Consider the following 24,622-nt stretch of genomic DNA (forward strand, 5'->3'; position numbering starts at 1 on the left):
CAGCGGACCTCGGCCACAGCGGACCCAGGACATCGGGATCTTGAAGTTGATCTTCCGAGGGCCGGTCCTGCCGCCACCCCGGCGGAGCGCGCCTCAGAGCGGGCTGGTGTCCCGGCCCAGGTAGAGCGCCCCGTCGTCCTCGACCGGCAGGTCACGGAACCCGAGCCGGCGGTAGAAGGTGTACGCCCCGGTGTTCGACGGCGCCATGCCCAGATGCACCCGCGGCACGCCGGCGGCGCGCAGCCCGTCCAGGAACGCGGCCATCAACCCGCGGCCCTGCCCCCGCCCCTGCCACTCCGGCATCAGGTCGATGTGCAGGTGGGCGGGGTAATCGGCGAGCTCCGGGCGCAGCATCCGCTCCGGATGGCGGTGCAGCTCCAGCATGATCTCGTCGCGCGGGTCGCCGTCGGCGAGACGTTCCGCGGTGGCCGGCAGCCACTCGGCGCGGTAACGCTCGACGAACTTGGCGGTGTCGGCAGTGCCGATGATGTAGCCGACCGCCCGCCCGGTGCCGTCGTCGAGCACGTGCGCGTGCTCCGGCTCGAGGATCACGTAGGGCGCCGCCCAGATGTCCCCGAGCAGGCGGTCCGAGCTGTACTTCCCGCGCGCGTCCTGACCCGCGTCTCCGGTGCGGACGCAGATGTCGTAGACGGCTTCGAGGTCGCTCGATCGGTAGGCGCGTATCGCAACAGGCACCCGCCGAAGTCTACGGATGGCAGCATGGTGTGCGTGAACTGGACTCTCGAGGTGGTCGTCGTCCCGGTCAGCGACATCGACCGGGCGAAGAAGTTCTACGCCGAGCAACTCGGCTTCCATGTCGATCATGACACCGCGTTCGGCGACCAGGTGCGGATCGTGCAGCTGACGCCGCCGGGCAGCGGCTGCTCGATCGTGATCGGCCGGGGCGCGGTGCCGGACATGCCGCCCGGCTCGCTGAAGGGGCTGCAGCTCGTGGTGCGCGACATCACTGCCGCGCACGCCGAGCTGGTGGCCCGCGGGGTCGACGTCAGCGAGGTGACCACGCTGGGGGAGAACCCGACGCCGACCCCGGATCCGCTGGACAACGTCGGGTTCGTCTTCTTCGGCGACCCCGACGGCAACAGCTGGGCGGTCCAGCAGATCTCGTCGCGGATCTAGCGCTTCGAGGCGGCTGCCTCGTCAAGAAGGAACAGCGTCTTGCGTACGCCCTTCGCGTGCGCCGCCGGAAGGTCCCCGCCCCGCAGCACCGTCCCGATCGGCTCGGCCTTGTCCGGCCCGGCCGCCACCAGCCACACCTCGTCGGCGTTCCCGATCGTGGCCAGGGTCAGCGTGATCCGGGTCGGCGGCGGCTTCGGGCTGTCGTACGTGGCCACCGCCACCCCGCTCTTCTCCAGCACCGGGTGCCCGGGGAAGAGCGACGCCACGTGCCCGTCCTCGCCCACGCCGAGCATCAGCACGTCGAACCGCAGCCCGGCCGCGCTCACCTCGGCGGAGTACCGCTCGGCGGCGGCGTCCGCGTCGTCGCCGTCCGGCCCGTCGCTGGCCGGCATGGCGTGCACCCGGGCCGGGTCCAGCGGCAGCGCGTCCAGCACCGCCTCCCGGGCCTGGGTCTCGTTGCGGTCCGGGTCGCCGGCCGGCAGGAACCGCTCGTCACCCCACCACAGGTCCACCCGGGACCAGTCGATCGCCGCGGCGGCCGGCAGGTCACGCAACTGGCGCAGCACCTTGGCGGCGACCCGGCCACCGGTCAGCACCACGCTTGCCGTGCCGTGCACCGCCTGGGCGTCGATGATCCGGATGGCCAGCCGTGCCGCCACCGTGGACGCCAGGATGTCGGCGTCCGGAACGACCACGACAACGGTCTCACTCACTTGAGTTCTCCTCTTTGACGGAAGGGCCGCCCGCCGGTGGCGGACGGCCCTTCTCTTGAAATCGTGTGTCAGCCGGCCATCGCGTCGGTCGTGCTGGCCGCCCGGGCCGCCAGCGCCGGGTCCTTCCAGACGTGCACGCGCATCGGCGGCCGGTGCTCCAGACCGGACACCCCGGCCATGGCGCCCAGCGCCTCGGCGTAGATCTGGTCGGCGTCGAGCCGGCGCAGCTCCTCGGCGAGCTCGTCGCCGACCGGCCGCTTCGGCAGCGGCATGTACCGGTCCTCCTGACCGGTCCGGCTGAACAGCGCGGTGCCCTCCTCACGGGTGACCCGCACGCAGTCGCCGTTCTCGCACTGGAGCTCGACCGAGTGCATCCGCGGGGCGCGGTCGGTGTGCTCCAGCTTCGGCTCGATGCCGAGCCGGGACTTGAGCCAGCCCAGCATGAGCCACGCGGTCGGGTCCTTCTCCGGCGCCACGATCGTCGCGCCGATCACCCGGGCGTCGGTGGTGTCGAAGGCGCCGGCCACCAGGGTCCGCCACAGCGTGATCCGGGTCCAGGTGAGGTCGGTGTCGCCGGGCGCGTAGTCGACCGCCCGCTGCCGCAGCGCGGCCACCGGGTCGGGCGCCTGCGCGCTGTCGGTGATCCGGCGGTCCGCGATGACGCCCAGGAAGTCGTTGGCGATGCTGTTCGGCGGTTCCTCGTGCCACCACGAGACCACCGGGACGTCCGGCGCGAGCAGCGGGATGACCACCGACTCGGCGTGCAGCGCGAGCCGCCCGTACATCCGCATCACAACCGCCTCGGCCGGGCCCAGCCGGCCGCCGACGACGATCTCCGCGTCCAGCCGACTGCGGCCGTCCAGGTCGGACCGCACGATGATCAGCACCCGGCACGGGTGTGCCGCGGCCGCGATCGTGGCGGCTGCCTCGGCCTCCCGGACCTTCTTCTCCTCGACCACCGCGATCAGCGTGAGCGCCAGCCCGGAGGCGACGCCCCCGGCGCTGCGGCGTTCCGCGGTGAGGGCCTTGACGACCTCGTTACCGGTGGTGTCCCACAGCCCGATCATGCTCGCCTCCAGGCGCGGCCTTCGTTCTCCAGCATCTCGTCCGAGGCGCGCGGGCCCCACTCGCCGGACCGGTAGGGCTCCGGTGTGGTGCCCGCCCAGGCGGCCTCCAGCGGGTCGATGACCCGCCAGGACTGCTCGACCTCGGCCGCGTCCGGGAACAGCGTGCGGTCGCCGATCAGCACGTCCAGCACGAGACGCTCGTACGCCTCCGGGCTGGACTCGGTGAAAGCCTCGCCGTACTGGAAGTCCATCGCGATGTCGCGGACCTCCATGGCCGTGCCCGGGACCTTGGAGCCGAACTTGAGCACCACGCCCTCGTCCGGCTGGACCCTGATGACCAGTTGGTTGTTGCCGAGCATCTCCACGTCGGCCGGGTCGAACGGCAGGTGCGGAGCCTTCTTGAACAGGATCGCGATCTCGGTGACCCGGCGCGGCATCCGCTTGCCGACGCGCACGTAGAACGGCACGCCCGCCCAGCGCCGGTTCTGGATGCCGAGGCGGACCGCGACGTACGTCTCGGTCGTGGAGTCCGCCGGGATGTTCTTCTCCTCGAGGTAACCCACGGCGCGCTCGCCGGCCACCCAGCCCGGAAGGTACTGCCCGCGGACGGAGCCCTTCGCGATGTCGGCCGGCAGGCTGATCGCCCTGAGGACCTTCAGCTTCTCGGCCCGCACCTCCTGCGGGTCGAAGCTGGTCGGCTCTTCCATGCCGACCAGCGCGAGCAGCTGCAGCAGGTGGTTCTGCAGCACGTCGCGGGCGGCGCCGGACGCGTCGTAGAACGCGGCCCGGGTGCCGATGCCGACGTCCTCGGCCATGGTGATCTGCACCGAGTCGACGTACTTCGAGTTCCACACCGGCTCGAACAGACTGTTCGCGAAGCGCAGGGCCAGAATGTTCTGGACCGTCTCCTTGCCGAGGTAGTGGTCGATCCGGTAGACGTCGGCCGGGTTGAACACGTCGTCGACGAGCTGGTTCAGCGCGACGGCGGTGGCCAGGTCGTTGCCGAACGGCTTCTCCACGACCACCCGGCGCCAGCCGCCCAGCTTCGCGTTGTCCGCCAGGCCGGTACGGTTGAGCTGGTTGAGCACCAGCGGGAACGCCGCCGGCGGGATCGAGAAGTAGAAGGCCGTGTTGCCCTGGATGCCGTTGCGCTCGCGCAGCTCGTCCAGAGTCTCGGACAGCTTGTCGAAGTCGGCGTCGTCGTCGAACGAGCCGGGCACGAACACGAACTGGCTCGACAGCCGCTGCCAGACGTCCTCCCGCCACGGGGTCCGGGCGCCCTTCTTGGCGGCGGCATAGGCCAGGGACTCGAAGTCGCCGTCGCCCCAGTCAGCGCGCGCGAAGCCCACCACCACGAAACCGGGCGGCAGCAGACCGCGATTGGCCAGGTCGTACACGGCCGGGATGAGCTTCTTACGGGACAGGTCACCGGTGACCCCGAAGATCACCAGAGCGCAGGGCTCCGGAATCCGCGGAAGACGTCGGTCCTGTGCGGTACGCAGCGGATTACCCACGTTGCCATCCTGCCAGTTTTTCGCGAACGGAGCGGCCTGTCGCGAAGTGTTCCACGACAGGCCGCACGACGTTGTTACTAAGCCGCGTCGCTCGGGTTCTCGGCGCCGGCCGAGGCCGCCTTCAGCGACTTGGTGACGCCCTCGAGCAGGTCCTTCCAGGCCGACTCGAACTTCTCGACGCCCTCCTCCTCGAGGACCTTCACGACGTCGTCGAAGTCGACACCGACAGCCGCCAGGTCCGCGAAGACCTTCTTGGCGTCGTCGTAGTTGCCGGTGACCGTGTCACCCTTGGTCTCGCCGTGGTCGGCGTAGGCCACGATGACCGACTCCGGCATGGTGTTCACCGTGCCGGGCGCGATCAGCTCCTCGACGTAGATCGTGTCGCGGAAGTCCGGGCTCTTCGTGGACGTGGAGGCCCACAGCGGCCGCTGCGGGTTGGCTCCGGCGGAGGCCAGGGCCTTCCAGCGGTCGCCGCCGAAGACCTCCTCGTACGCCTCGTAGGCGAGCCGGGCGTTGGCGATGGCCGCCTTGCCCTTGAGCGCCTTCGCCTCGTCGCTGCCGATCTTGTCGAGGCGCTTGTCCACCTCGGAGTCGACGCGGGAGACGAAGAACGACGCGACCGAGCCGATCTTGGACAGGTCGTGGCCGTTCGCCTTCGCCTGCTCCAGACCGGTCAGGAACGCGTCCATGACCGCCCGGTAGCGCTCCAGCGAGAAGATCAGCGTGACGTTGACGCTGATCCCGGCGGCCAGCGTCGCCGTGATGGCGGGCAGGCCGGCCAGCGTCGCCGGGATCTTGATGTACAGGTTCGGCCGGTCCACGAGCCACCACAGCGTCTTCGCCTCGGCGACGGTCGACTCGGTCTCGTGCGCCTTGCGCGGGTCCACCTCGATGGAGACCCGGCCGTCGACGCCGTTGGAGGCGTCGTACGCCGGCCGCAGCACGTCACAGGCCGCGCGCACGTCGGCGCCGGTCATCAGCCGGACCGCCTCCTCGACCGTCACGCCCTGCGCGGCCAGGTCGCGCAGCTGGGTGTCGTAGGCGTCCGCGTCGGAAAGCGCCTTCTGGAAGATGCTCGGGTTCGTGGTGACCCCGACCATGTGCTGGTCACGGCGCATCTTGTCGAGCGAGCCGCTGGTGAGGCGGACCCGGGAGAGGTCGTCGAGCCATACCGCCACGCCCTGGGCGGACAGCTCTGCCAGTCTGTCGGTCATTACCTTCAACTCCTGTCAGTTGCCGGTCTTGTGACCGGTGATCTCGCCGACCTTGGCCAGCGAGGCGTTGGCCTTCGCCACGACGTTGTCCGCGGTGAAACCGAACTGCTCGAAAAGGATCTTGGCGGGCGCGCTGGCGCCGTAGTGCTCGATCGAGACCGCCTCGCCGGCGTCGCCGAGGATGCGGTCCCAGCTCATCCGGATGCCGGCCTCGACGGTGACGCGGGCCTTCACCCCGTTCGGGAGGACCTGCTGCTGGTACGCCGTGTCCTGCTGGAAGAACCACTCCTGGCAGGGCATCGACACGACGCGCGCCGGGGTGCCCTCGGCCTCCAGGCGCTCCTGCGCGGTGAGCGCGATCGACACCTCGGAGCCGCTGGCGATCAGGATCACGCTCGGGGTGCCGGTGGACGCCTCGGAGAGGATGTAGCCGCCCTTGAGCGTGCCCTCGGCCGACGCGTACTTCGACCGGTCCAGGGTCGGCAGGTTCTGCCGGGACAGGGCCAGCGCGGTCGGCCGGTCGGTGTGCTCGAGGGCGCCACGCCAGGCCCACGCCGTCTCGTTCGCGTCCGCCGGGCGGACCACGTCGAGGCCGACGATCGCGCGCAGTGCGGTGATCGTCTCGATCGGCTGGTGGGTCGGGCCGTCCTCCCCGAGACCGATCGAGTCGTGCGTCCACACGAAGATCACCGGCAGCTTCATCAGCGCGGACAGGCGGACCGAGCCGCGCATGTAGTCGCTGAAGACCAGGAACGTGCCACCGTACGGCCGGGTGCCGCCGTGCACGGCGATGCCGTTGAGGATCGAGCCCATGCCGTGCTCACGGATGCCGAAGTGCAGCGTGCGGCCGTACTCGTGACCGGGGAACTCCTTGGTCGCGTACTCCGCGGGGATGAAGGACGGCTCGCCCTTCATCGTGGTGTTGTTGCTCTCCGCCAGGTCGGCCGAGCCGCCCCAGAGCTCGGGGAGCACCGGCGCGAGCGCCTCCAGCACCTTGCCGGACGCGGCGCGGGTGGCCAGGCCCTTCTCGTCCGCGGGGAACTCGGGCAGCGCGGAGGTCCAGCCGTCGGGCAGCGCCTTCGCGGCGAGCCGGTCGAACAGCTTCTTGCCCTCGGCGTTGCCGGCGGCCCAGGCGTCGAACGCCTTCTGCCACTCGGCGTGCGCCGCCTTGCCGCGCTCGACGGCCTGCTGGGTGTGCTTGACGACCTCGTCGTCGATGGCGAACGGCTCGTCGGCGAAGCCGAGCAGCGCCTTGGTGGCGGTGATCTCGTCCTTGCCCAGCGCGGAACCGTGGATCTTGCCGGTGTTCTGCTTCTTCGGGGCCGGCCAGCCGATGATCGTCTTGAGGACGATGAACGACGGCTTGTCGGTCACCGCCTTGGCGGCCTGGATCGCGTTCCAGAGGGCCTCGACGTCCTCGACGTAGGGCTCCGAGCCGGACCAGTTGACCGTCTGGACGTGCCAGCCGTACGCCTCGTAGCGCGCGCCGACGTCCTCGGACTTGGCGATCCGGGTGTCGTCCTCGATGGAGATCTGGTTGTCGTCGTAGATCACCGTGAGGTTGCCGAGCTTCTGCACCGCGGCGATGGCGCTCGACTCGTGGCTGACGCCCTCCTCGATGTCGCCGTCCGAGGCGATCGCGAAGACGTGGTGGTCGAACGGCGACTGGCCGGCGGCGGCATCCGGGTCGAACAGGCCGCGCTCACGCCGGGCCGACATGGCCATGCCGATCGCGTTGCCGATGCCCTGGCCGAGCGGGCCGGTGGTGATCTCGACGCCGGGGGTGTGCCCGAGCTCCGGGTGACCGGGGGTGAGCGACTCCCACTGGCGCAGCGACTTCAGATCGTCCAGCGACGTGCTGTAGCCGTTGAGGAAGAGCTGAATGTAGAGGGTGAGGCTGGAGTGACCACAGGACAGCACGAAGCGGTCGCGGCCGGTCCAGTGCGGGTCGGTCGGGTCGTGCCGCATGACGCGGTTGAACAGCAGGTAGGCGGCCGGCGCCAGGCTCATGGCCGTGCCGGGGTGGCCGTTGCCGGCCTTCTCGACGGCATCCATGGCCAGCACCCGCACCGTGTCGACCGCTTTGCGGTCGAGGTCGGACCAGTTGAGAGCAGGATCGTTGGCACCCACGTCTGTTGTGCTCCTCGGGCAGCGGATTGTGGAACCCTTTTCGGCTTGACCCTATCCAGTAGGGCTAAACGTCTGCGCAGCGAACGGCACAGGTGCATACGCTGTGAGCGGACACACGGTTGGAGGGTGTGACGGTGTCCACCCGTGCCGGGTGCCCCGAGCAGCGGAGACGGTGGCGCGTAGGCTGTCCGGGCGGCTCGGCCGGGTTGATCTATACCCGGCAGGCGGCCGCGAGTTGGTCCAAATGCCGGAAGGTGGCTGTCCGTGAGCATGATCACCGAGCGTTCCGTCCAACGACGGTCGCCCGGCGTGGCGGAGCCTGCGCCACGCGCCGAGGAAGCGCGACGCGACCGGATGGCGGTGTTCCGGGCTTACCTGGCACTGACCAAGCCGGCGATCGTCGAGCTGCTGCTGGTCACCACGGTGCCGACGATGATGCTCGCCGCCGGCGGCTGGCCTGACCTGGTCACGTTCTTCGCGGTGCTGGTCGGCGGCGCGCTGGCGGGTGGCGCGGCGAGCGCGCTGAACTGTTACATCGACCGCGACATCGACGTGCTGATGAAGCGGACCAAGCGGCGCCCGCTGCCGACCCACCAGATCAGCCCGCGCTCGGTGCTGGTCTTCGGGCTGACGCTGGCCGTGGTGTCGGTGGTGCTGATGGCGCTGCTGACCAACTGGCTGGCGACCGCGCTGACCGCGTTCTCGATCTTCTACTACGACGTGATCTACACGCTCTGGCTGAAGCGCCGCACCCCGGCGAACACGTTCTGGGGCGGCGTCTGCGGCGCCGCGCCGGTCGTCATCGGCTGGGCCGCGGTCACCGGTTCGATCTCCGCGATGGGCTGGGCCCTGTTCGCAGTTGTCTTCTTCTGGCAGATGCCGCATTTCTACGCATTGGCCATCAAGTATAAGGACGACTACAAGCGCGCCGGCATCCCGATGCTGCCCGTGGTGCGCTCGATGGCCCGGGTGAACTTCGAGATCATCCTCTACACCGTGCTGACCCTGGCGTCGTCGTTCGCCGCCTGGCCGCTCGGCCGTGGCCTGGGGCTGGGCTGGATCTACGGTGCCGCCGCGATCATCACCGGGGCGCTGTTCCTCGGCGAGGCGGTCCGGCTGGCGTACCAGAGCCGCAAGGGCGCTGCCGTGAAGCCGATGCGCCTGTTCCAGCTCTCCATCACGTACCTCACCGTGCTCTTCATGGCGATCGCCGTCGACACGCTCGTCTGAGATCGCCCGGCCGAGTGCCCGGAACCCCGCCGGGTTCCGGGCACTCGCCGTTGTCAGAGATCCACAACGATCGCTGTAAGTGAAGTGGCAACGGACAAGTCGCACAGGATGCCCGGATTGTGATGCGTGTCAACTACTGGCCGTCACTCGATGGGCGGAATCTGCCGGAGCGACAATTCGGGCGTAATCGGTGCGAAACGATATATCCAATCGGTAAACTTGCAGGTAACGGGAGTCACAAAAGGCAACACGAGTGCCCCGCGAAACGTCTCTGAGTGCTTAGGCTGCGAGGCATGGCAGAAGGTTCCGTAACGACGCTGACTTCCGAGATCAAGACTTTCGCCGCCGGTCACGGCGGCGCGAAGGCGGTCATCGAGTACGTCGGCAAGCGCGGCGCCCGCATCGTCCTCGTGGGTGAGGACGGCGAGTGGTCCGACCAGTTCGCCCAGGACACCGGGGTTGCCCGGCAGGCGTGCGAGGGCGCCGGCGTGCAGGTGGAGAACGAGTGGGAGCGCGAGCTGCTCGAGCAGATGCGCCCCAGCAACGACCTCTGGCGCTCCATGGCCCGCCGGAGCATGGCCCGCTGACCCATGCCCGCCGACGCCCGGATCGCCCTCGTCACCTGCGCCGCCTTCCCCGACCTGTGGGAGGACGACCATCCCGTGCGCGACGCCCTGCGTGAGCGCGGCGTGGCCGTCGACGTGGTGCGCTGGGACGACCCGGACGCCGACTGGTCCGCCTTCGACCTCACCGTCATCCGGTCACCATGGGACTACGTGCCCCGGCGCGACCAGTTCGTCGCCTGGGCCCGCGGCGTCCCCCGGCTGGCCAACCCGGCCGACATCGTGGCCTGGAACACCGACAAGCGTTACCTGAGCGAGCTCGCCGCGGCCGGCGTCCCGGTCATCCCGACCACGTTCGTCGGCCCCGGCGAGACCTGGGCGCCACCGTCCACCGGTGAGTGGGTGGTCAAGCCCACCGTCTCCGCCGGCAGTCAGGACACCGCCCGGCACGCCCTCCCCGCGCAGCGCGCCGAGGCCGGGGCACACGTCAGCCGCCTCACCGGCACCGGCCGCACCGCGATGATCCAGCCGTACCTCTCCGCAGTGGACACGGCCGGCGAGACCGCCGTGCTGTTCCTGCCGGACGCGTCGGGCGAGCTGACGTACAGCCACGCCATCCGCAAAGGACCGATGCTGCGCCGCACCGGCGAGCACGAGATCGACCCCGGCAGCGAGGACATCACGCCGCGCTCCGCGACCGAGGCCGAGATCGAGGTCGCCCGCCAGGCTCTCGCCGCGGTCCCCGGCGGCGCGAAACGCCTCCTCTACGCCCGGATCGACGTCATCCCGGGCCCGGCCGGCACGCCGCTGATCGTCGAGCTCGAACTCACCGAGCCGTCCCTCTTCCTCAGCCACGTCCCCGGCTCCGGCGCCCGCCTCGCCGACGCCATCCTCGCCCGCCTCTGAAACCCCGCCGGGCTCCAGCCCCGCTGTTTCCCTCCGGGCCGTCGACTTTTCCGCCGGTACGACCGGGGGCACGCCCCAACCGCAGCAATCCCGCGCACACTCCGCGGTCCGCGACGCCGCCGTTCTCCAGGCCGCACCATGCGCCGCCGCCCTTGCGCCCCCACGCAAAACCCGAGCGTTGTTCCTGCGATGGCGTGCTCCACGCCGTGAACGTCCGCCGGGTGGTCGGTTAGCCGGGCGGGCGGCGCGGCTCGCGGTTCCGGCTGGTCCTCATGGGCGTTATTCGTGCCTCATAACGCCCATGAGGACCAGCCGATGGGCGTGACCCGCGTTGTGGTCCCGGTGTCGGGCCGGGGTTGCGTCGCTGTCCCGTGCGCAACCGGACTGGCGGCCGGCGGGTCAGGCGGCGGGGACCGGCTCCTGGGCCGGCGCGGTGGTCGCCGCGGCGGTGGGGGAGAGGACCGGGCGCTCCCGGAGCGACCAGAGGACGGCCAGCGTGGCGGTCCAGACCAGGCCGGCCCCGAGCATGTGGGCCGCGACCAGGATGACCGGCAGGTGGGTGAAGTACTGCACGAAGCCGATCAGCCCCTGCGCGAGCTCCACCACCACCAGGGTCAGAGCCGCCCGGACGGCCGCGGGCGGGGCCTGGACGGCGCGCAGGGCGAACCACAGCGCCACCGAGAGGCCGACCAGCAGGAACACCAGATCGGCGTGGACCTGGGAGATCGCGGCCGGGTCCAGGCCGTTGCGCTTGGCGCCGCGGTCGCCGGAGTGCGGGCCGCTGCCGGTGACGATCACGCCGACCGCAACGACAGAGAGGCTGGCCAGCGTGGTGAGCAGGCCGAGGGCGCGGATCGGGGCGGGCACCAGGGGTGCCGGGGCGCCGTCGCCCTCGTCGATGCGGCGCCAGAACGCGTACGCCACCGTGATCAGCGCGATCGAGAGCAGGAAGTGCAGCCCGACGACCCACGGGTTGAGGTGGGTGAGCACCGTGATGCCGCCGACCACGCCCTGCATCGGGATGCCGAAGCCGACAGCGACCGAGAGCCAGATCAGCGACCGGCGGCGCGGCTTGTGTCCGAGCGCGCCGAAGAAGCAGGCGACGGCGAGCCCGACGAGCACGAACGTGAGGAGCCGGTTGCCGAACTCGATGACGCCGTGGACGCCCATGGCCGCTGTCGTCGTGTACGACTCGTCGGTGCAACGGGGCCAGGTGGGGCAGCCGAGCCCGGAGTCGGTGAGGCGGACGGCCGCGCCGGTGACGATCAGCGCGACGTTGGCGACCAGTGACGCGAGGGCCAGCGGGCGCAACCAGGCGGCGAACGGGCGGAACAGCGGCTCGAAGAACTTCACCCGTGGCATCGTACGCGCGGACTTGATCTTGAAAGACAGACCCGGTGTGATGGATCACCGGCGCACCGGTTTGCAGCCCTCGCGGGAAATACGTAACGTTGGAGTAGTGAAAAACCAGGTGCAGGTGAGAGACGGTGCGGCGGCTTCGGCCATCGCGTCGGACGGCCGCACCCGGGACCGGGTCGCCCAGCTGCTGCTTGAGCGTGGCGCGGCCACCGCGGCCGAGCTCGGCGCCTGCCTGGGCCTGAGCCCCGCGGCGATCCGCAAGCACCTGGACGCGATGCTCGCCGACCAGCTCGTCGAGACCCGCGAGGTGCGGCGCACCGGCCCGCGCGGCCGTGGCCGCCCGGCCAAGGCGTTCGTCCTCACTGCCGCCGCCCGCGAGAGTCTCCCGCATCACTACGACAACATCGCGGCCGCCGCGCTGCGGTGGATCGCCCAGCACAACGGGCCGGAGGCGGTCACCGCGTTCGCCGGTTCGCAGATTCAGGCCCTGGAGGACCGCTGCCGGGCGGCTCTCGAGGAGGCCGGGCCGGATCCGATCGCCCGGGCGGAGGCGCTCGCCGACGCGCTGACCGCGGAAGGCTACGCTGCCAGCGCGACCACGATCGCGTCCGGCGGGCAGTTGTGCCAGCACCACTGCCCGGTGGCTCACGTGGCTGCCGAGTTCCCTCAGCTGTGCGACGCCGAGACCGAAGTCATCTCCCGGCTCATCGGCACCCACGTGCAGCGCCTCGCCACCATCGCGCACGGCGACGGGGTGTGCACCACGCACATCCCCCGTCGCGGTCCCCATCCGACCACCCCGCCCGCCACCCGTAAAACGGACTCCGACAGCATCACTGCCGCAAACACGGTTAGGACAGATACATGACTGACCAGATCGTCACTCAGGAAGAGCACCTGGCCGCCCTCGGAAAGTACGAGTACGGCTGGGCCGACGCCGACGTCGCGGGTGCCACCGCGCAGCGTGGCCTCTCCGAGGCGGTGGTGCGCAACATCTCGGCGCTGAAGAGCGAGCCGCAGTGGATGCTCGACCTCCGGCTCAAGGGCCTGCGCCTGTTCGACCGCAAGCCGATGCCGTCGTGGGGCGCCGACCTCACCGGGATCGACTTCCAGAACATCAAGTACTTCGTGCGCTCCACCGAGAAGCAGGCCGCCACCTGGGACGACCTGCCCGCGGACATCAAGAGCACGTACGACAAGCTGGGCATCCCGGAAGCCGAGAAGCAGCGCCTCGTCTCCGGCGTCGCCGCGCAGTACGAGTCCGAGGTCGTCTACCACGCGATCCGTGAGGACCTGGAGGCCCAGGGCGTCCTGTTCCTCGACACCGACACGGCCCTGCGCGAGCACGAGGACATCTTCAAGGAGTACTTCGGCACGGTGATCCCGGTCGGCGACAACAAGTTCGCCGCGCTGAACACCGCGACCTGGTCCGGCGGCTCGTTCATCTACGTGCCGAAGGGTGTGCACGTCGACATCCCGCTGCAGGCCTACTTCCGGATCAACACGGAGAACATGGGCCAGTTCGAGCGGACCCTGATCATCGCCGACGAGGGCAGCTACATCCACTACGTCGAGGGCTGCACGGCGCCGATCTACTCGTCCGACTCGCTGCACTCCGCGGTCGTCGAGATCGTCGTGAAGAAGAACGCCCGGGTGCGTTACACGACCATCCAGAACTGGTCGAACAACGTCTACAACCTGGTCACCAAGCGCGCCACCTGCGAAGAGGGCGCGACCATGGAGTGGGTCGACGGCAACATCGGCTCCAAGGTGACCATGAAGTACCCGGCCGTCTACATGACCGGCCCGCACGCCAAGGGCGAGGTGCTCTCCATCGCGATGGCCGGCGCGGGCCAGCACCAGGACTCCGGCGCCAAGATGGTGCACGCCGCGCCGCACACCTCCTCGACGATCATCTCCAAGTCGATCGCCCGAGGCGGCGGCCGGACGTCGTACCGCGGTCTGGTCCAGGTCCTCGAGGGCTCCGCGCACTCGAAGAGCACCGTCAAGTGCGACGCGCTGCTGGTCGACACGATCTCCCGCTCGGACACGTACCCGTACGTGGACATCCGTGAGGACGACGTGAACATGGGCCACGAGGCGACCGTCTCCAAGGTCAGCGAGGACCAGCTCTTCTACCTGATGAGCCGGGGCATGACCGAGGACGAGGCGATGGCCATGATCGTGCGTGGCTTCATCGAGCCGATCGCCAAGGAGCTCCCGATGGAGTACGCGCTGGAGCTGAACCGCCTGATCGAGCTGCAGATGGAGGGCGCGGTCGGCTGACCGCGACCCACCGCCTTCACCCCGGACCGATACGAGCAAGGACGAGATGAGTACCGAGGCCATCGCCCCGCCGAGCACCAAGTCGCAGGTGCTGCGCTCCTTCGACGTCACCGACTTCCCGGCCCTCGTCGGCCTGGAGGAGGAGTGGCGTTTCACCCCCCTCAAGCGGCTGGGTGACCTGGTCAAGGCCACGTCGCTGAACGGCGCCGCCCCGTCGGTGGAGCACGGTGACCTGCCCGCCGGCGTGACGGTGTTCACCGCCGATGACGTGGACCCGGTGCTCACCCCGTTCGACCGCATCAGTGCCCTGGCCTACGGTTCGGCCGCCGGCGTCACCGTCATCGAGGTGGCCGCCGAGGCCGAGCCGGCCGAGGCCGCCGTGATCCAGGTGGTCGGCAAGGGCGGCGAGGCCGCGGCCGCGCGCACCGTGGTGCGGGTCGGCACCTTCGCCAAGGCCACGATCGTGCTGGAGCAGATCGGCACGGTCACCCTGGCCGACAACATCGAGGTCGTGGTCGGCGACGGCGCCCAGCTCACGTTCGTGACGCTGGCCGACTGGGACCGCGACGCGGTGCAGGCCCAGCACGTGAAGTTCCGGGTCGGCAAGGACGCCCGGGTCCAGCACGTGCAGGTGACGCTCGGCGGCGACCTGGTCCGCCAGTTCGCGAGCGTGGAGTACACCGGGCGCGGCGGCGACGCCGAGCTGTGGGGGCTCTACTTCGCCGACGCGGGCCAGCACCAGGAGCACCGCCAGCTGGTCGACCACTCGGTGCCCGACTGCCGCAGCTACGTGGGGTACCGCGGGGCGCTGCAGGGCGCGTCGGCGCACACCGTCTGGGTCGGCGACGTGCTGATCCGCGCGGCGGCCACCGGCACGGACACGTACGAGATCAATCGGAACCTCGTGCTGACCGACGGGGCGCGGGCCGACTCCGTGCCCAACCTGGAGATCGAGACCGGCGAGGTGGCCGGGGCCGGGCACGCCAGCGCCACCGGTCGCTTCGACGACGAGCAGCTGTTCTACCTGATGGCCCGCGGCATCCCCGAGGGCGAGGCGCGCAAGCTGGTCGTCCGCGGCTTCTTCGCCGAGCTGATCAACAAGATCCCGGTCGAGGCGCTGCGTGAGCGGCTCGGCGACGCGATCGAGGCCCGGTTGGTGGAGGCCGGGTCATGATCGACTGCACCGAGCGGCAGCCGGCCGGACATGACAGCGACCTCGCAGGCGAGGGCCGGGAGAGCATGACAAGGCTGGCGCAGTAAATGACGTTCGAGAATGTCGGGCCGGCGTCCGGCATCGCGAAGGGCACCGCGCTCCAGGTGGAGGTCGACGGCGTCGAGATCGCGGTCGTGCACGCCGACGACGACAACTTCTACGCGGTCCGGGACGAGTGCAGCCACGCCTCGGTGGCGCTCTCCGAGGGCGAGGTCGACGGGTGCACGCTGGAATGCTGGCTGCACGGATCCCGTTTCGATCTTCGTACCGGTGAGCCTTCCGGTCCGCCCGCCATCGACCCGGTGGCGGTCTACCCCGTCGAGATCCGCGACGGAGACATCTACGTTTCGATACAGCCGAGCAATGGAGTAGAGCCGTGAGCACCCTGGAGATCCGCGACCTGCAGGTTTCGGTGAAGCTGCCGGATGGCGAGCTGAAGCCGATCCTCGCCGGGGTCGACCTCACCATCAAGTCGGGCGAGACGCACGCCATCATGGGCCCGAACGGCTCCGGCAAGTCGACGCTGGCCTACTCCATCGCCGGCCACCCGAAGTACGAGATCACCGGCGGTTCGGTGACCCTCGACGGGCAGGACGTGCTCGCCCTGACCGTCGACGAGCGCGCCCGCGCCGGCCTCTTCCTCGCCATGCAGTACCCGGTCGAGGTCCCCGGCGTCTCGGTGGCGAACTTCCTGCGCACGGCGAAGACCGCCATCGACGGCGAGGCCCCGAAGCTGCGGACCTGGGCCGGCGAGCTGCGCGGCGCCATGGAGAAGCTGCAGATGGACCCGGCGTTCGCCCAGCGCAACGTGAACGAGGGCTTCTCCGGCGGTGAGAAGAAGCGGCACGAGATCATGCAGCTCGAGCTGCTCAAGCCGAAGATGGCGATCCTCGACGAGACCGACTCCGGCCTCGACATCGACGCGCTGCGGGTCGTCAGCGAGGGCGTCAACCGGGTGCGCGAGACCGGTGAGACCGGCTTCCTGCTGATCACCCACTACACGCGGATCCTGCGCTACATCAAGCCGGACTTCGTGCACGTCTTCGTCGGCGGCAAGATCGTCGAGGAGGGCGGCTCGGAGCTGGCCGACGAGCTCGAGGTTTCCGGCTACGAGAAGTTCCTCGCCAAGGCCTAGGGGTAAAGATGACCTTCGACGTCGCGCGGGTGCGCAAGGACTTCCCGATCTTCGAGCGGGAGGTGAACGGCCACCCGCTGGTCTACCTGGACAGCGCCAACACCTCGCAGAAGCCGGTGCAGGTGCTCGACGTCATGCGCGCGCACCAGGAACGGCACAACGGCAACGTCTCCCGCTCGGTGCACACCCTGGGCACCGAGTCGACCGAGATGTACGAGGGCGCGCGGGCGAGGATCGCGAGCTTCATCGGTGCGGGCAGCCCCGATGAAGTGATCTTCACCAAGAACTCCACCGAGGCGATCAACCTGGTCGCGCACTCCGCGGGGCAGTTTCTCGCCCTGAAAGAGGGCGACGAGATCGTCATCTCGGAGATGGAGCACCACTCCAACCTGGTGCCCTGGCAGCTGCTCTGTGAGCGGACCGGCGCCACCCTGCGCTGGTTCGGCATCACCGACGAGGGCCGGCTCGACGAGTCCCAGCTGGACGAGCTCGTCAACGAGCGCACCAAGCTGGTCTCGGTGGCGCACATGTCCAACGTGCTCGGCACGATCAACGACCCGGCCCGGCTGGTCCAGCGGGCCCGTGAGGTCGGCGCGCTGGTCATGCTCGACGCCTCGCAGTCGGTCCCGCACTTCGCGGTCGACGTGTGGGCGCTGGGCGTGGACTTCATCGCGTTCACCGGCCACAAGATGCTCGGCCCGACCGGCATCGGCGTGCTCTGGGGCCGGTTCGGCCTGCTCTCGGAGATGCCGCCGTTCCTGGCCGGCGGGTCGATGATCGAGACCGTGACGATGGCGAGGACGACGTACGCGCCGCCGCCCGCCCGCTTCGAGGCCGGCACCCCGCCGATCACCGAGGCGATCGGGCTCGGTGCGGCAGTGGACTACCTCACCGGCATCGGCATGGACGAGATCCACCGCCACGAGCAGGAGATCACGGCGTACGCGCTGGACCAGCTCACCGCGGTGCCCGGAGTCCGGATCTACGGCCCGGCGTCACCGCACGGCCGGGGCGGAACCGTGTCGTTCGGCGTCGACGGGGTACACCCTCATGACGTCGGGCAGGTCCTGGACGCGCTCGGCGTCGAGGTGCGGGTCGGCCACCACTGCGCGCGGCCGGTGTGCGTGCGGTTCGCGGTGCCGGCGATGACCCGGGCCTCGTTCTACCTCTACACGACCACTGACGAGATCGACGCTCTGGCGCGCGGTCTCGACCAGGTGCGGAAGGTGTTCGGCTGATGATGCTCGACGCGCTGTACCAGGACATCATCCTGGATCACTACAAGCACCCGCACGGGCGTGGCCTGCGCGAGCAGTTCGACGGCGAGGCGCACCACGTCAACCCGACGTGCGGCGACGAGATCACCGTGCGGGTCAATCAGGACCTTTCCGAGATCTCGTACGACGGCCTCGGCTGCTCGATCAGCCAGGCTTCCGCGTCCGTGCTCCACGAGCTGCTGCAGGGCAAGGACGTCCACGACGCGTCGGAGATCCACCACGCGTTCGTGGAGCTGATGCAGAGCCGCGGCCAGATCGAGCCGGACGAGGAGAAGCTCGGCGACGGCATCGCGTTCGCCGGGGTGGCGAAGTTCCCGGCCCGGGTCAAGTGCGCCCTGCTCCCGTGGATGGCATTCAAGGACGCGGCGGCGCGCGCCGGTGTCGAGGTGGGCGCGAGCCCGGAGGTGAAGGCATGACCAGCGAGACCGAATCTGTCCAGACAGTGGCGCACGACCACGCGGGTCACGACCACGCGGGTCACGACCACGCGGGTCACGACCATGCGGGTCACGACCACGCGGGCCACGACCACTCGCATCACGGGCACGACCACGGGTCCGAGGGCGCTTCCGCGCGGACCGTGGCGGCCGTTCCGGCCGGCGAGACCTCGGCCGACGACGACGAGGTCCCGGCCTGGCTCGCGGAGGAGCGCGCTGCCGCCGCCGAGGCCGGCGAGCCGGTCGAGGTTCCCGCAGCCGGCGTGTCGGCCGCGGCCGTGACCGCGACGCCGGGCAAGAAGGCGTCCGTCGACGACGTCGAAGAGGCGATGAAGGACGTCGTCGACCCCGAGCTCGGCATCAACGTGGTCGACCTCGGTCTCGTCTACGGCGTCCACGTCGACGACGAGAACGTCGTCACGCTGGACATGACGCTGACGTCGGCGGCCTGCCCGCTGACCGACGTGATCGAGGACCAGACCCGTCAGGCGCTGACCACCGGGCCGGGCGGCGGCCTGGTCCAGGACTTCCGGATCAACTGGGTGTGGCTGCCGCCGTGGGGCCCCGACAAGATCACCGACGACGGCCGCGAGCAGCTGCGAGCGCTCGGCTTCAACGTCTAGGAACCCGGGCGGCGCCCGGAAAGTTCATCCGAAGGACGGTACGCGTCGAGCGTGCCGTCCTTCGTCATATTCCGGTGATAGAAACCGGACATGACTCCGACTCCGCCCTTCCCCGGCCTGGTCACGCTGGTCGAGGAGCGTTCCGCGGCCCTGCGGGAGGCCGCCGCGAGCGCCCCCGACATGGCCGCCCCGGTGCCCGGCTGCCCCGACTGGTCGTTGCGTGACCTGGTCGCCCACCTCGGCGAGGTGCAGCGGTTCTGGGCGCTGGTGGTGACCGAGGCCGACCCGTCCGGCCCGCCGCCCCGCGACCGCAAGGGCAGCACGTTCCCGCAGAGCGACCTGCTCGAGTGGTTCGGCGAGTCGACCCGGATGCTCAGCGCCGCCCTGCGCGCCGCCGGGCCGGACGCGCCGTGCTGGGCGTGGTGGCCGGCGGACGCGGCGACCTACACGGCCGGCGCCGTCGCGCGGCATCAGGTGCAGGAGGCGGCCGTGCACGCGTACGACGCCTGGGAAGCCCTCGGCAAACCGGAGCCGCTGCCCGCCGCCGTCGCGGTCGACGGCGTCAGTGAGTTCCTCAGCACCTGCCTCGGCTCACTCGGCGCCTGGCCGCACCGCCCGGCCCGGGTGCAGTTCCAGGCGATCGAGGGCCCCTCCTGGATCGTGGACCTCTCCCCGGCCGGCGCCACCCCGGACCCGGCCGCGAGCGGCGACCCGGTCACCCGCATCCACGGCACGGCCAGCGACCTGGTCCTGTTCCTATACCGCCGCCTCCCCCTCGACGCCGTCCGCATCGACGGCGACCACGAGGTCGCCGCCCAGCTGCGCAAGTGGTCCCTGATCGACTGACCCGCCCGCCGCCCCGCCGCGGGAGCGACCCCGATCAACTGACCAGGTCGCGCCCGCGATGCGCCCGGGACAGCCAGCCGTCGTCGAGCCGCAGGTTGTCGTCGTGCACCACATACTCCTGTTCCACCGTGACGATGTCGTGCTCGCGCAGGACGCCGATCAGGGCGTCCAGCCGCCGCGACGCGGTCGACCGGCCCACCCCGTGACAGCGCTGGTTCACGAACCGCACCTCGGACCCGTCCGCGGACCGTTTGCGGGCGTTGCGGGACAGCCGCGCCCCGTGCGGCTCGACGAGCGCGGTGATCGGCAGTAGGTCGGCCCCGGCCGGCAGCCGGAGCTTGACGTGATGTTCGAAGTACCGATCCGCCGGCTCCGCGCGGGCGTCCCCATCCTCCTGCGGCACGCCCGCCGACCAGGGCGTCGCCTCGATCTTGCTGCGGACCGGCTCGATCCCGGCGGCGCGCAGCCGCGAACACCAGCCCCGGACCGCGGTGAGCTGCTCGGTGAGGGTGCCGCTGCCGTGCAGGGTGAGCATCGGCTGGGAGGCGCTCTCGCCCCGATCCAGCTCGATCTGCAGGAACTTGAGCCCGTGCTCGGCCGCGAACGCCGCCAGCCGCTCCGCCTGCCCGGCCGCGACCGTCACGTGCGTCTCGAAGTCCCCCGTCATCTCGTTCACGGCCGAGAGCGTAGCCCGGCCATCCGACAAACTCTCCCGATAAATCGACGTCCGCGCATAGGATTCGGAGGTGGACACCTTCACCGCTCCCGATGGTCTCCGGCTCGCCCTGCACCGGAACGGTCGCGGTGACCCCCTGGTCTGCCTGCCCGGCGGCCCGATGCAGGCCTCCGCCTACCTCGGCGATCTCGGCGGTCTCGCCGCCCACCGCCTGCTGCTGATCCCGGATCTGCGCGGCACCGGCGACTCGGAGGTCCCGTCCGACCCGGCGAGCTACCGGGTGGACCGCCAGGTCGCCGACGTCGAGGCGCTGCGCGAGCACGTCATGCTCGACCGTCTCGACCTGCTCGGTCACTCCGCCGGGGCGACGCTCGCGCTGCTCTACGCGGTCGCGCACCCGCAGCGGGTGCGCAGTCTCGTCCTGGTCAACCCCAGCCCTCGTGCGGTCAACCTGGAGATCACCGACGCGGCCCGGCGCGCTGTGGCCGAGGAGCGCCGGGCCGAGCCGTGGTTCCCGGAGGCGTTCGCCGCGCTCGAGCGGGTGCAGGCCGGCCAGGCCACCCCGGCCGACGGGCGGGCTCTCGCGCCGTTCATCTACGGCCGCTGGGATGCCGAGACCCAGGCCTATTCGGCGCGCGAGGCCGAGCAGAAGAACCGGGTCGCCGCCGCGGCCTACTACGCCGAGGGCGATCTCGACCCCGAGGTGGTCCGCAGGGAGCTCGCCCGCCTCGCCGCGCCCGTGCTGCTGATCACCGGCGCGGCCGACCTGCAGCTGCCGCCGGAGCACGCCGCCGATTACGCGGGCCTGTTCCCCCGGGCCGAGCTCGCCGTGGTCCCCGACGGCGGGCACTTCGCGTGGCTCGACGACGCCGACTGGTTCGTACAGCGGATCAGAGGTTTTGCAAGATCTCGATCAGCAGTGAGTTGATCACGGCGGGCCGCTCCAGGTTCGGGAAGTGCCCGGCCCAGTCGAGGGGGACGTGGCGGGCGCGCGGCAGTGCCCCGGCCAGGTGTTCCGCGATCTGCCGGAAGTCGGGCAGGTCATGGCCCCCGGAGACGAGCACGGCCGGGGCGGTGATCGTCGCCACGTCCCAATCGATCTCGATCTGTTCGGGCTCCGGGTCTCCCGGCGGCTGCAGCTCGAAGACGCGGCGTTGCATCGCGCGGACCGCGTCCTTCGCCTCGGGGCTCGCGTCCGGCCCGCACCAGGTCTCGATGTTGAGCTCCACCGCGCCGTCCAGATCACCGGCGGCGATCAGCGCGTCCTCCCGCGCGGCGTAGGCGAGCCGTTCCGGGCTCTTGGGCCAGCCCGCGAAGCCGCCACAGAGCAGAACCAGCCCGGAGATCCGCTCGGGGAAGCGCGCCGCCAGCTCCAGCGCCACGTAGCCGCCACCGGACGAGCCGACGAGGGCGACCGGCCCGTCACCGAACAGCTCGGCGACGTCGTCCGCGTCGTTCCACGGCGTGCCGGGCAGCGGCGACTCGCCGAAGCCACGCAGGTCGGCGCGGGTCACCCGGAAGCCGGCCTCGGTCAGTGCGGGCACCTGCGGCTCCCACATCCGGCGATCGCAGATGGTCGAGTGGAGCATCAGGACGTCCGGTCCGTCGCCGGACACCTCGTACGCGATCGTCATCGTGGCACCCTACTTCGCACCGACGAGCGTCTTCGTCCTGGTCTCCCGCGACCGGTGCTCGTCGAGCGAGTGCCAGGCGGGGAAGACGAACGGCGCCAGGGTCACCGCGAGGTACCCGATCCCGGCGAGCAGCGCCCCGGTCCGCAGTCCCAGCTCGTCGGCGGCCCACCCGCCGAGCACGCCACCGAGCGGGATCCCGGCCCAGGAGAACGCGATCAGCACACTCATGACCCGCCCCTGCACGCGTACCGGAATCCGCTCGTAGACGGCAGCCAGCAGGATCGGATTGATCGTCGACATCAGCGCGCCGGCCATCGCCGCCACCGTCAGGACCAGCCACAACCGGTCGCTGAGCGCCAGCGCGAACAACTGGGCCGGGCCGCCGATCACGAAGCAGACCGCGAACGTCCCCCGGCGCGGCAGCCGCGGCCCGACGATCGTCCACAGGATGTTCCCGGCCACCGCGCCGATCCCGAAAGCGCTGCCCAGCACGCCCAGGGCGGCCGGGCCGTGTGGACCCTCGCGCACCCAGACCGGCACGAACACGGTCGCGAACGCCTGGTCGAAGAGGTTCGTCGCGAACAGCAGCGACATGATGCCGATGATCAGGCGATCCTGGCGTACGTACCGGAAACCGCAGCGCAGCGCTGCCGCGTACCCGCCCTCGTCCTCCTCCGCCGGCCCCGGAGCGGTCGGCGCGGTGCGCACGTAGATCGAGATCAGCAGCGCGCACACCCCGAATGACGCCGCGTCGACCAGCAGCACCCGGGCCGGCCCGACCGCCGCCACCAGCAGCCCGGCCAGCGGCAGCCCGAGCAGTGTGGCCACCCGGCTGATCCCGTCGTAGAGCGTGGTGCCGCGCTCGGTGCTCAGCCCGGCATCGGCGATCACGCGCGGCAGCAGTGCCCGTTTCGCCGTGTCGCCGAACCCGCGCAGCGCTCCGGCCAGGGCGATCAGGCCGAGCAGCGTGTGGTACGAGACGTTCTCGGTGGTCACCATGAGGGGGATGCCGCTGACCGCGAGCAGGCTCGCCACGTCCGCCGCGACAGCCGTGGACCGCGGGCCGACCCGGTCCACGATCGGGCCGCCGAGCAGACCCGCCAGCACGTACGGCAGCATCTCGGCGAAGCCGGCGACCCCGGCCATCAGCGCGGAGCCGGTGCTGGTCAGCACCAGCCAGGGCAGCGCCACGAAGGTGATCCGGCTGCCGAGCAGGGAGATCGCCTCGGCCGCGAGCAGGCCGGCCAGTCCGCGTCTCACCGCAGATTCCTCCTCGTTGCCTGCTTCCTGGGGGCGAGCCGCGGAAACATCTGCCACTGCACGACCACGTCCTCGCCGCCCCCGGACGCCTCGGCGGGCAGCTCACCGAGGAACGCGCCGATCCGCGAGATCAGCTCCACGGCCTGCGCGGGGGACAGCCGCAGCGTCACGTCCTCGATCGCCACCCCGGCCAGCCACTCCGGTGGCAGCTCCGCGGCCGTCCCGAAGAACTCGTGCAGCCGCTGGAAGCCGTCGGCCGCGGCCGCGCGCAGGTGCTCCGCGCTGTCGTTGCGCCGCGCCACCGTGCGCCACCAGCGCTCCCGCCCGGCGCCACGGCCCGGCACGTCCTCGACGAACCCGTAGGCCTCGAGCTGACGCAGGTGATAGCTGGTCGCCCCGGAGGACTGCCCGAGCCGCTCGGCCAGGCGCGTGGCGGTGGAGGCACCGTGCTCGCGGAGAAGGCCGAGAATGCGGACGCGGAGCGGATGTGCGAGACCACGCAACGTCTGCGGGCCCAGCGCGCCGGTGGGTGCGGGCATCGATCCAACCTATCCATGCAAAGAATTCTTTGGAAGACGCTGGTCGATATGTTTTCCGTTGTTCAGGCCGGTGGAAGATGCTCGATGACGTTGTAGCGGTCAAGTTTCAGACGGTTTCCGTCCCGCACGAACCGGCTGATCGACGCGTTGCGCACGTGGCCCGAGGACTTCTCCACCGCCTCCAGCCCCGCCCAGTCCAGATCCTCGATCACCGCGCGGAACATCAGCACCACGGCGTCGTGCGCCACGACGACCACCCGCCGCCCGTCATGACGCCGGTGCAGATCCTCCAGAAAGGAGGTCAGCCGCACCCGGATGTCCGCGAATGACTCCCCGCCCGGCGGCTGGTACTCCCAGATGCCGGCCTCGGTGAACCGCGTCGGCTCGTCGGGGAACCGCGCCCGGACGGCGGCCCGCGTCATCATCTCCAACTCCCCGAGCAGCCGGTCCACCAGGCGATCGTCGGTGCTGGGCTCGGGCGTCCCCAACCCCGACGCCTCCGCCGCGATCCGCCAGGTCTCCCGGGCCCGCAGGTACGGCGACGTGACCACCACCTCCGGCCGCCGCTCCGCTGGCAACGAAGCCAGCCAGGCACCCACCGCGCGGGCCTGCTCCTGACCGAGATCGGTCAGCGGCACATCGGCATCCCGCCCGCTCAGGGCGGCGATCTCCAGCAGCTCCTGCGCATCCGCCTCCGGGAAGAGCACGTTGGCCAGGCTCTGCCCGTGCCGGATCAGGACGAGTTCAGCGACAACAGCCATGATCGGACCCTATCTGTGACGATCCGTCGCCGGGAAGACGCTCGCGGTGACGACCACATTCACGAGCTTCATGTCCTACCTTCGCTGTGGTCCGGATCGTCG

26 protein-coding genes are annotated in these 24,622 nt (G+C 70.4%); 14 read left to right on the top strand and 12 right to left on the bottom strand.

The window, feature by feature from the left end; genetic code table 11:
* Window positions 1–93: 93 nt before the first annotated feature.
* A complete protein-coding gene (locus tag Acy02nite_RS06425) occupies window positions 94–696 on the bottom strand; it encodes a GNAT family N-acetyltransferase (RefSeq protein WP_203738881.1) in 603 nt (200 codons plus the stop codon).
* Between the two features lie 33 nt (window positions 697–729).
* Here Acy02nite_RS06425 and Acy02nite_RS06430 point away from each other — a divergent pair, with 33 nt between their 5' ends.
* Window positions 730–1,137, top strand: a complete 408-nt coding sequence (locus Acy02nite_RS06430; RefSeq protein WP_203738882.1) for a VOC family protein — start codon at window positions 730–732, stop codon at window positions 1,135–1,137.
* Here Acy02nite_RS06430 and pgl read toward each other — a convergent pair.
* From pgl to tkt, 5 genes are all read right to left on the bottom strand, one after another.
* Complete coding sequence (gene pgl, locus Acy02nite_RS06435) at window positions 1,134–1,850, bottom strand: 6-phosphogluconolactonase (protein WP_203738883.1); 717 nt, start codon at window positions 1,848–1,850, stop codon at window positions 1,134–1,136. The genes Acy02nite_RS06430 and pgl overlap by 4 nt on opposite strands.
* A gap of 68 nt (window positions 1,851–1,918) precedes the next feature.
* Complete coding sequence (locus tag Acy02nite_RS06440) at window positions 1,919–2,917, bottom strand: glucose-6-phosphate dehydrogenase assembly protein OpcA (protein ID WP_203738884.1); 999 nt, start codon at window positions 2,915–2,917, stop codon at window positions 1,919–1,921.
* Window positions 2,914–4,431: a glucose-6-phosphate dehydrogenase gene (gene zwf, locus Acy02nite_RS06445; protein ID WP_203738885.1), complete on the bottom strand. Its 1,518-nt coding sequence runs from the start codon at window positions 4,429–4,431 to the stop codon at window positions 2,914–2,916. The genes Acy02nite_RS06440 and zwf overlap by 4 nt, the downstream gene beginning before the upstream one ends.
* A gap of 77 nt (window positions 4,432–4,508) precedes the next feature.
* Window positions 4,509–5,645 carry a transaldolase gene (tal, locus tag Acy02nite_RS06450; RefSeq protein ID WP_203738886.1) on the bottom strand — a complete coding sequence of 379 codons (1,137 nt, stop codon included), beginning with the start codon at window positions 5,643–5,645 and terminating at the stop codon, window positions 4,509–4,511.
* A 15-nt stretch (window positions 5,646–5,660) separates the two neighbouring features.
* Window positions 5,661–7,775: a transketolase gene (tkt, locus tag Acy02nite_RS06455; RefSeq protein ID WP_203738887.1), complete on the bottom strand. Its 2,115-nt coding sequence runs from the start codon at window positions 7,773–7,775 to the stop codon at window positions 5,661–5,663.
* 264 nt (window positions 7,776–8,039) lie between these two features.
* Between tkt and Acy02nite_RS06460 the strand changes: the two genes are divergently transcribed.
* The 3 genes from Acy02nite_RS06460 to Acy02nite_RS06470 all read left to right on the top strand — a co-directional run bounded on the left by Acy02nite_RS06460 (window position 8,040) and on the right by Acy02nite_RS06470 (window position 10,474).
* Window positions 8,040–9,005, top strand: a complete 966-nt coding sequence (locus tag Acy02nite_RS06460; RefSeq protein ID WP_425548144.1) for a heme o synthase — start codon at window positions 8,040–8,042, stop codon at window positions 9,003–9,005.
* A gap of 293 nt (window positions 9,006–9,298) precedes the next feature.
* The gene (locus tag Acy02nite_RS06465) at window positions 9,299–9,592 is read left to right on the top strand and encodes a hypothetical protein (protein ID WP_203738888.1); all 294 of its coding nucleotides are present in this window, start codon (window positions 9,299–9,301) and stop codon (window positions 9,590–9,592) included.
* A 3-nt stretch (window positions 9,593–9,595) separates the two neighbouring features.
* Window positions 9,596–10,474, top strand: a complete 879-nt coding sequence (locus Acy02nite_RS06470) for an ATP-grasp domain-containing protein (RefSeq protein WP_203738889.1) — start codon at window positions 9,596–9,598, stop codon at window positions 10,472–10,474.
* A 399-nt stretch (window positions 10,475–10,873) separates the two neighbouring features.
* Here the strand turns inward: Acy02nite_RS06470 and Acy02nite_RS06475 are convergent, their stop codons facing one another.
* On the bottom strand, window positions 10,874–11,836 hold the full coding sequence (locus tag Acy02nite_RS06475) for a COX15/CtaA family protein (RefSeq protein ID WP_203738890.1): 963 nt from the start codon (window positions 11,834–11,836) through the stop codon (window positions 10,874–10,876).
* Window positions 11,837–11,933: 97 nt separating this feature from the next.
* Here Acy02nite_RS06475 and Acy02nite_RS06480 point away from each other — a divergent pair, with 97 nt between their 5' ends.
* The 9 genes from Acy02nite_RS06480 (at window position 11,934) to Acy02nite_RS06520 (ending at window position 19,650) form a co-directional block, all read left to right on the top strand.
* A complete protein-coding gene (locus Acy02nite_RS06480; protein WP_239174327.1) occupies window positions 11,934–12,701 on the top strand; it encodes a helix-turn-helix transcriptional regulator in 768 nt (255 codons plus the stop codon).
* Window positions 12,698–14,119 (top strand): Fe-S cluster assembly protein SufB, encoded by a 1,422-nt coding sequence (gene sufB / locus Acy02nite_RS06485; RefSeq protein WP_203738891.1) that lies wholly within the window; start codon window positions 12,698–12,700, stop codon window positions 14,117–14,119. Before Acy02nite_RS06480 ends, sufB begins: the two co-directional genes overlap by 4 nt.
* 46 nt (window positions 14,120–14,165) lie before the next feature.
* Window positions 14,166–15,293, top strand: coding sequence for a Fe-S cluster assembly protein SufD (sufD, locus tag Acy02nite_RS06490; RefSeq protein ID WP_203738892.1), 1,128 nt, complete (start codon window positions 14,166–14,168; stop codon window positions 15,291–15,293).
* 86 nt (window positions 15,294–15,379) lie between these two features.
* Window positions 15,380–15,712, top strand: a complete 333-nt coding sequence (locus Acy02nite_RS06495) for a non-heme iron oxygenase ferredoxin subunit (protein WP_203738893.1) — start codon at window positions 15,380–15,382, stop codon at window positions 15,710–15,712.
* On the top strand, window positions 15,709–16,467 hold the full coding sequence (gene sufC / locus Acy02nite_RS06500; protein ID WP_203738894.1) for a Fe-S cluster assembly ATPase SufC: 759 nt from the start codon (window positions 15,709–15,711) through the stop codon (window positions 16,465–16,467). Before Acy02nite_RS06495 ends, sufC begins: the two co-directional genes overlap by 4 nt.
* An 8-nt stretch (window positions 16,468–16,475) precedes the next feature.
* Window positions 16,476–17,705: a cysteine desulfurase gene (locus Acy02nite_RS06505; RefSeq protein WP_203738895.1), complete on the top strand. Its 1,230-nt coding sequence runs from the start codon at window positions 16,476–16,478 to the stop codon at window positions 17,703–17,705.
* On the top strand, window positions 17,705–18,160 hold the full coding sequence (sufU, locus tag Acy02nite_RS06510) for a Fe-S cluster assembly sulfur transfer protein SufU (protein WP_203738896.1): 456 nt from the start codon (window positions 17,705–17,707) through the stop codon (window positions 18,158–18,160). Before Acy02nite_RS06505 ends, sufU begins: the two co-directional genes overlap by 1 nt.
* Before the next feature lie 284 nt (window positions 18,161–18,444).
* Window positions 18,445–18,804, top strand: coding sequence for a metal-sulfur cluster assembly factor (locus tag Acy02nite_RS06515; RefSeq protein ID WP_239174333.1), 360 nt, complete (start codon window positions 18,445–18,447; stop codon window positions 18,802–18,804).
* A gap of 90 nt (window positions 18,805–18,894) precedes the next feature.
* On the top strand, window positions 18,895–19,650 hold the full coding sequence (locus tag Acy02nite_RS06520) for a maleylpyruvate isomerase family mycothiol-dependent enzyme (RefSeq protein ID WP_203738897.1): 756 nt from the start codon (window positions 18,895–18,897) through the stop codon (window positions 19,648–19,650).
* A gap of 34 nt (window positions 19,651–19,684) precedes the next feature.
* Here the strand turns inward: Acy02nite_RS06520 and Acy02nite_RS06525 are convergent, their stop codons facing one another.
* Window positions 19,685–20,326, bottom strand: coding sequence for a hypothetical protein (locus Acy02nite_RS06525; protein ID WP_203738898.1), 642 nt, complete (start codon window positions 20,324–20,326; stop codon window positions 19,685–19,687).
* Between the two features lie 70 nt (window positions 20,327–20,396).
* Between Acy02nite_RS06525 and Acy02nite_RS06530 the strand changes: the two genes are divergently transcribed.
* Window positions 20,397–21,254 carry an alpha/beta fold hydrolase gene (locus Acy02nite_RS06530; protein ID WP_203738899.1) on the top strand — a complete coding sequence of 286 codons (858 nt, stop codon included), beginning with the start codon at window positions 20,397–20,399 and terminating at the stop codon, window positions 21,252–21,254.
* Here Acy02nite_RS06530 and Acy02nite_RS06535 read toward each other — a convergent pair.
* From Acy02nite_RS06535 to Acy02nite_RS06550, 4 genes are all read right to left on the bottom strand, one after another.
* Window positions 21,217–21,960, bottom strand: a complete 744-nt coding sequence (locus tag Acy02nite_RS06535; protein WP_203738900.1) for an alpha/beta fold hydrolase — start codon at window positions 21,958–21,960, stop codon at window positions 21,217–21,219. The genes Acy02nite_RS06530 and Acy02nite_RS06535 overlap by 38 nt on opposite strands.
* 9 nt (window positions 21,961–21,969) lie before the next feature.
* Window positions 21,970–23,220 (bottom strand): MFS transporter, encoded by a 1,251-nt coding sequence (locus Acy02nite_RS06540; RefSeq protein WP_239174329.1) that lies wholly within the window; start codon window positions 23,218–23,220, stop codon window positions 21,970–21,972.
* Window positions 23,217–23,759, bottom strand: a complete 543-nt coding sequence (locus tag Acy02nite_RS06545) for a winged helix-turn-helix domain-containing protein (protein ID WP_203738902.1) — start codon at window positions 23,757–23,759, stop codon at window positions 23,217–23,219. Before Acy02nite_RS06545 ends, Acy02nite_RS06540 begins: the two co-directional genes overlap by 4 nt.
* A gap of 62 nt (window positions 23,760–23,821) precedes the next feature.
* Window positions 23,822–24,520, bottom strand: coding sequence for a histidine phosphatase family protein (locus Acy02nite_RS06550; protein ID WP_203738903.1), 699 nt, complete (start codon window positions 24,518–24,520; stop codon window positions 23,822–23,824).
* Window positions 24,521–24,622: the final 102 nt, after the last annotated feature.

Source organism: Actinoplanes cyaneus, assembly GCF_016862095.1.
Taxonomy (GTDB): domain Bacteria; phylum Actinomycetota; class Actinomycetes; order Mycobacteriales; family Micromonosporaceae; genus Actinoplanes; species Actinoplanes cyaneus.

What these genes read in the sequence shown, in the direction of transcription:
- sufB (WP_203738891.1), top strand. Translation starts at nt 12,698, where the DNA reads ATGACTGACCAGATCGTCACTCAGGAAGAGCACCTGGCCGCCCTCGGA.
- tal (WP_203738886.1), bottom strand. Translation starts at nt 5,645, where the DNA reads ATGACCGACAGACTGGCAGAGCTGTCCGCCCAGGGCGTGGCGGTATGG.
- Acy02nite_RS06470 (WP_203738889.1), top strand. Translation starts at nt 9,596, where the DNA reads ATGCCCGCCGACGCCCGGATCGCCCTCGTCACCTGCGCCGCCTTCCCC.
- Acy02nite_RS06440 (WP_203738884.1), bottom strand. Translation starts at nt 2,917, where the DNA reads ATGATCGGGCTGTGGGACACCACCGGTAACGAGGTCGTCAAGGCCCTC.
- Acy02nite_RS06465 (WP_203738888.1), top strand. Translation starts at nt 9,299, where the DNA reads ATGGCAGAAGGTTCCGTAACGACGCTGACTTCCGAGATCAAGACTTTC.
- Acy02nite_RS06495 (WP_203738893.1), top strand. Translation starts at nt 15,380, where the DNA reads ATGACGTTCGAGAATGTCGGGCCGGCGTCCGGCATCGCGAAGGGCACC.
- Acy02nite_RS06505 (WP_203738895.1), top strand. Translation starts at nt 16,476, where the DNA reads ATGACCTTCGACGTCGCGCGGGTGCGCAAGGACTTCCCGATCTTCGAG.
- sufD (WP_203738892.1), top strand. Translation starts at nt 14,166, where the DNA reads ATGAGTACCGAGGCCATCGCCCCGCCGAGCACCAAGTCGCAGGTGCTG.
- Acy02nite_RS06545 (WP_203738902.1), bottom strand. Translation starts at nt 23,759, where the DNA reads ATGCCCGCACCCACCGGCGCGCTGGGCCCGCAGACGTTGCGTGGTCTC.
- Acy02nite_RS06535 (WP_203738900.1), bottom strand. Translation starts at nt 21,960, where the DNA reads ATGACGATCGCGTACGAGGTGTCCGGCGACGGACCGGACGTCCTGATG.
- Acy02nite_RS06475 (WP_203738890.1), bottom strand. Translation starts at nt 11,836, where the DNA reads ATGCCACGGGTGAAGTTCTTCGAGCCGCTGTTCCGCCCGTTCGCCGCC.
- Acy02nite_RS06550 (WP_203738903.1), bottom strand. Translation starts at nt 24,520, where the DNA reads ATGGCTGTTGTCGCTGAACTCGTCCTGATCCGGCACGGGCAGAGCCTG.
- sufU (WP_203738896.1), top strand. Translation starts at nt 17,705, where the DNA reads ATGATGCTCGACGCGCTGTACCAGGACATCATCCTGGATCACTACAAG.
- Acy02nite_RS06520 (WP_203738897.1), top strand. Translation starts at nt 18,895, where the DNA reads ATGACTCCGACTCCGCCCTTCCCCGGCCTGGTCACGCTGGTCGAGGAG.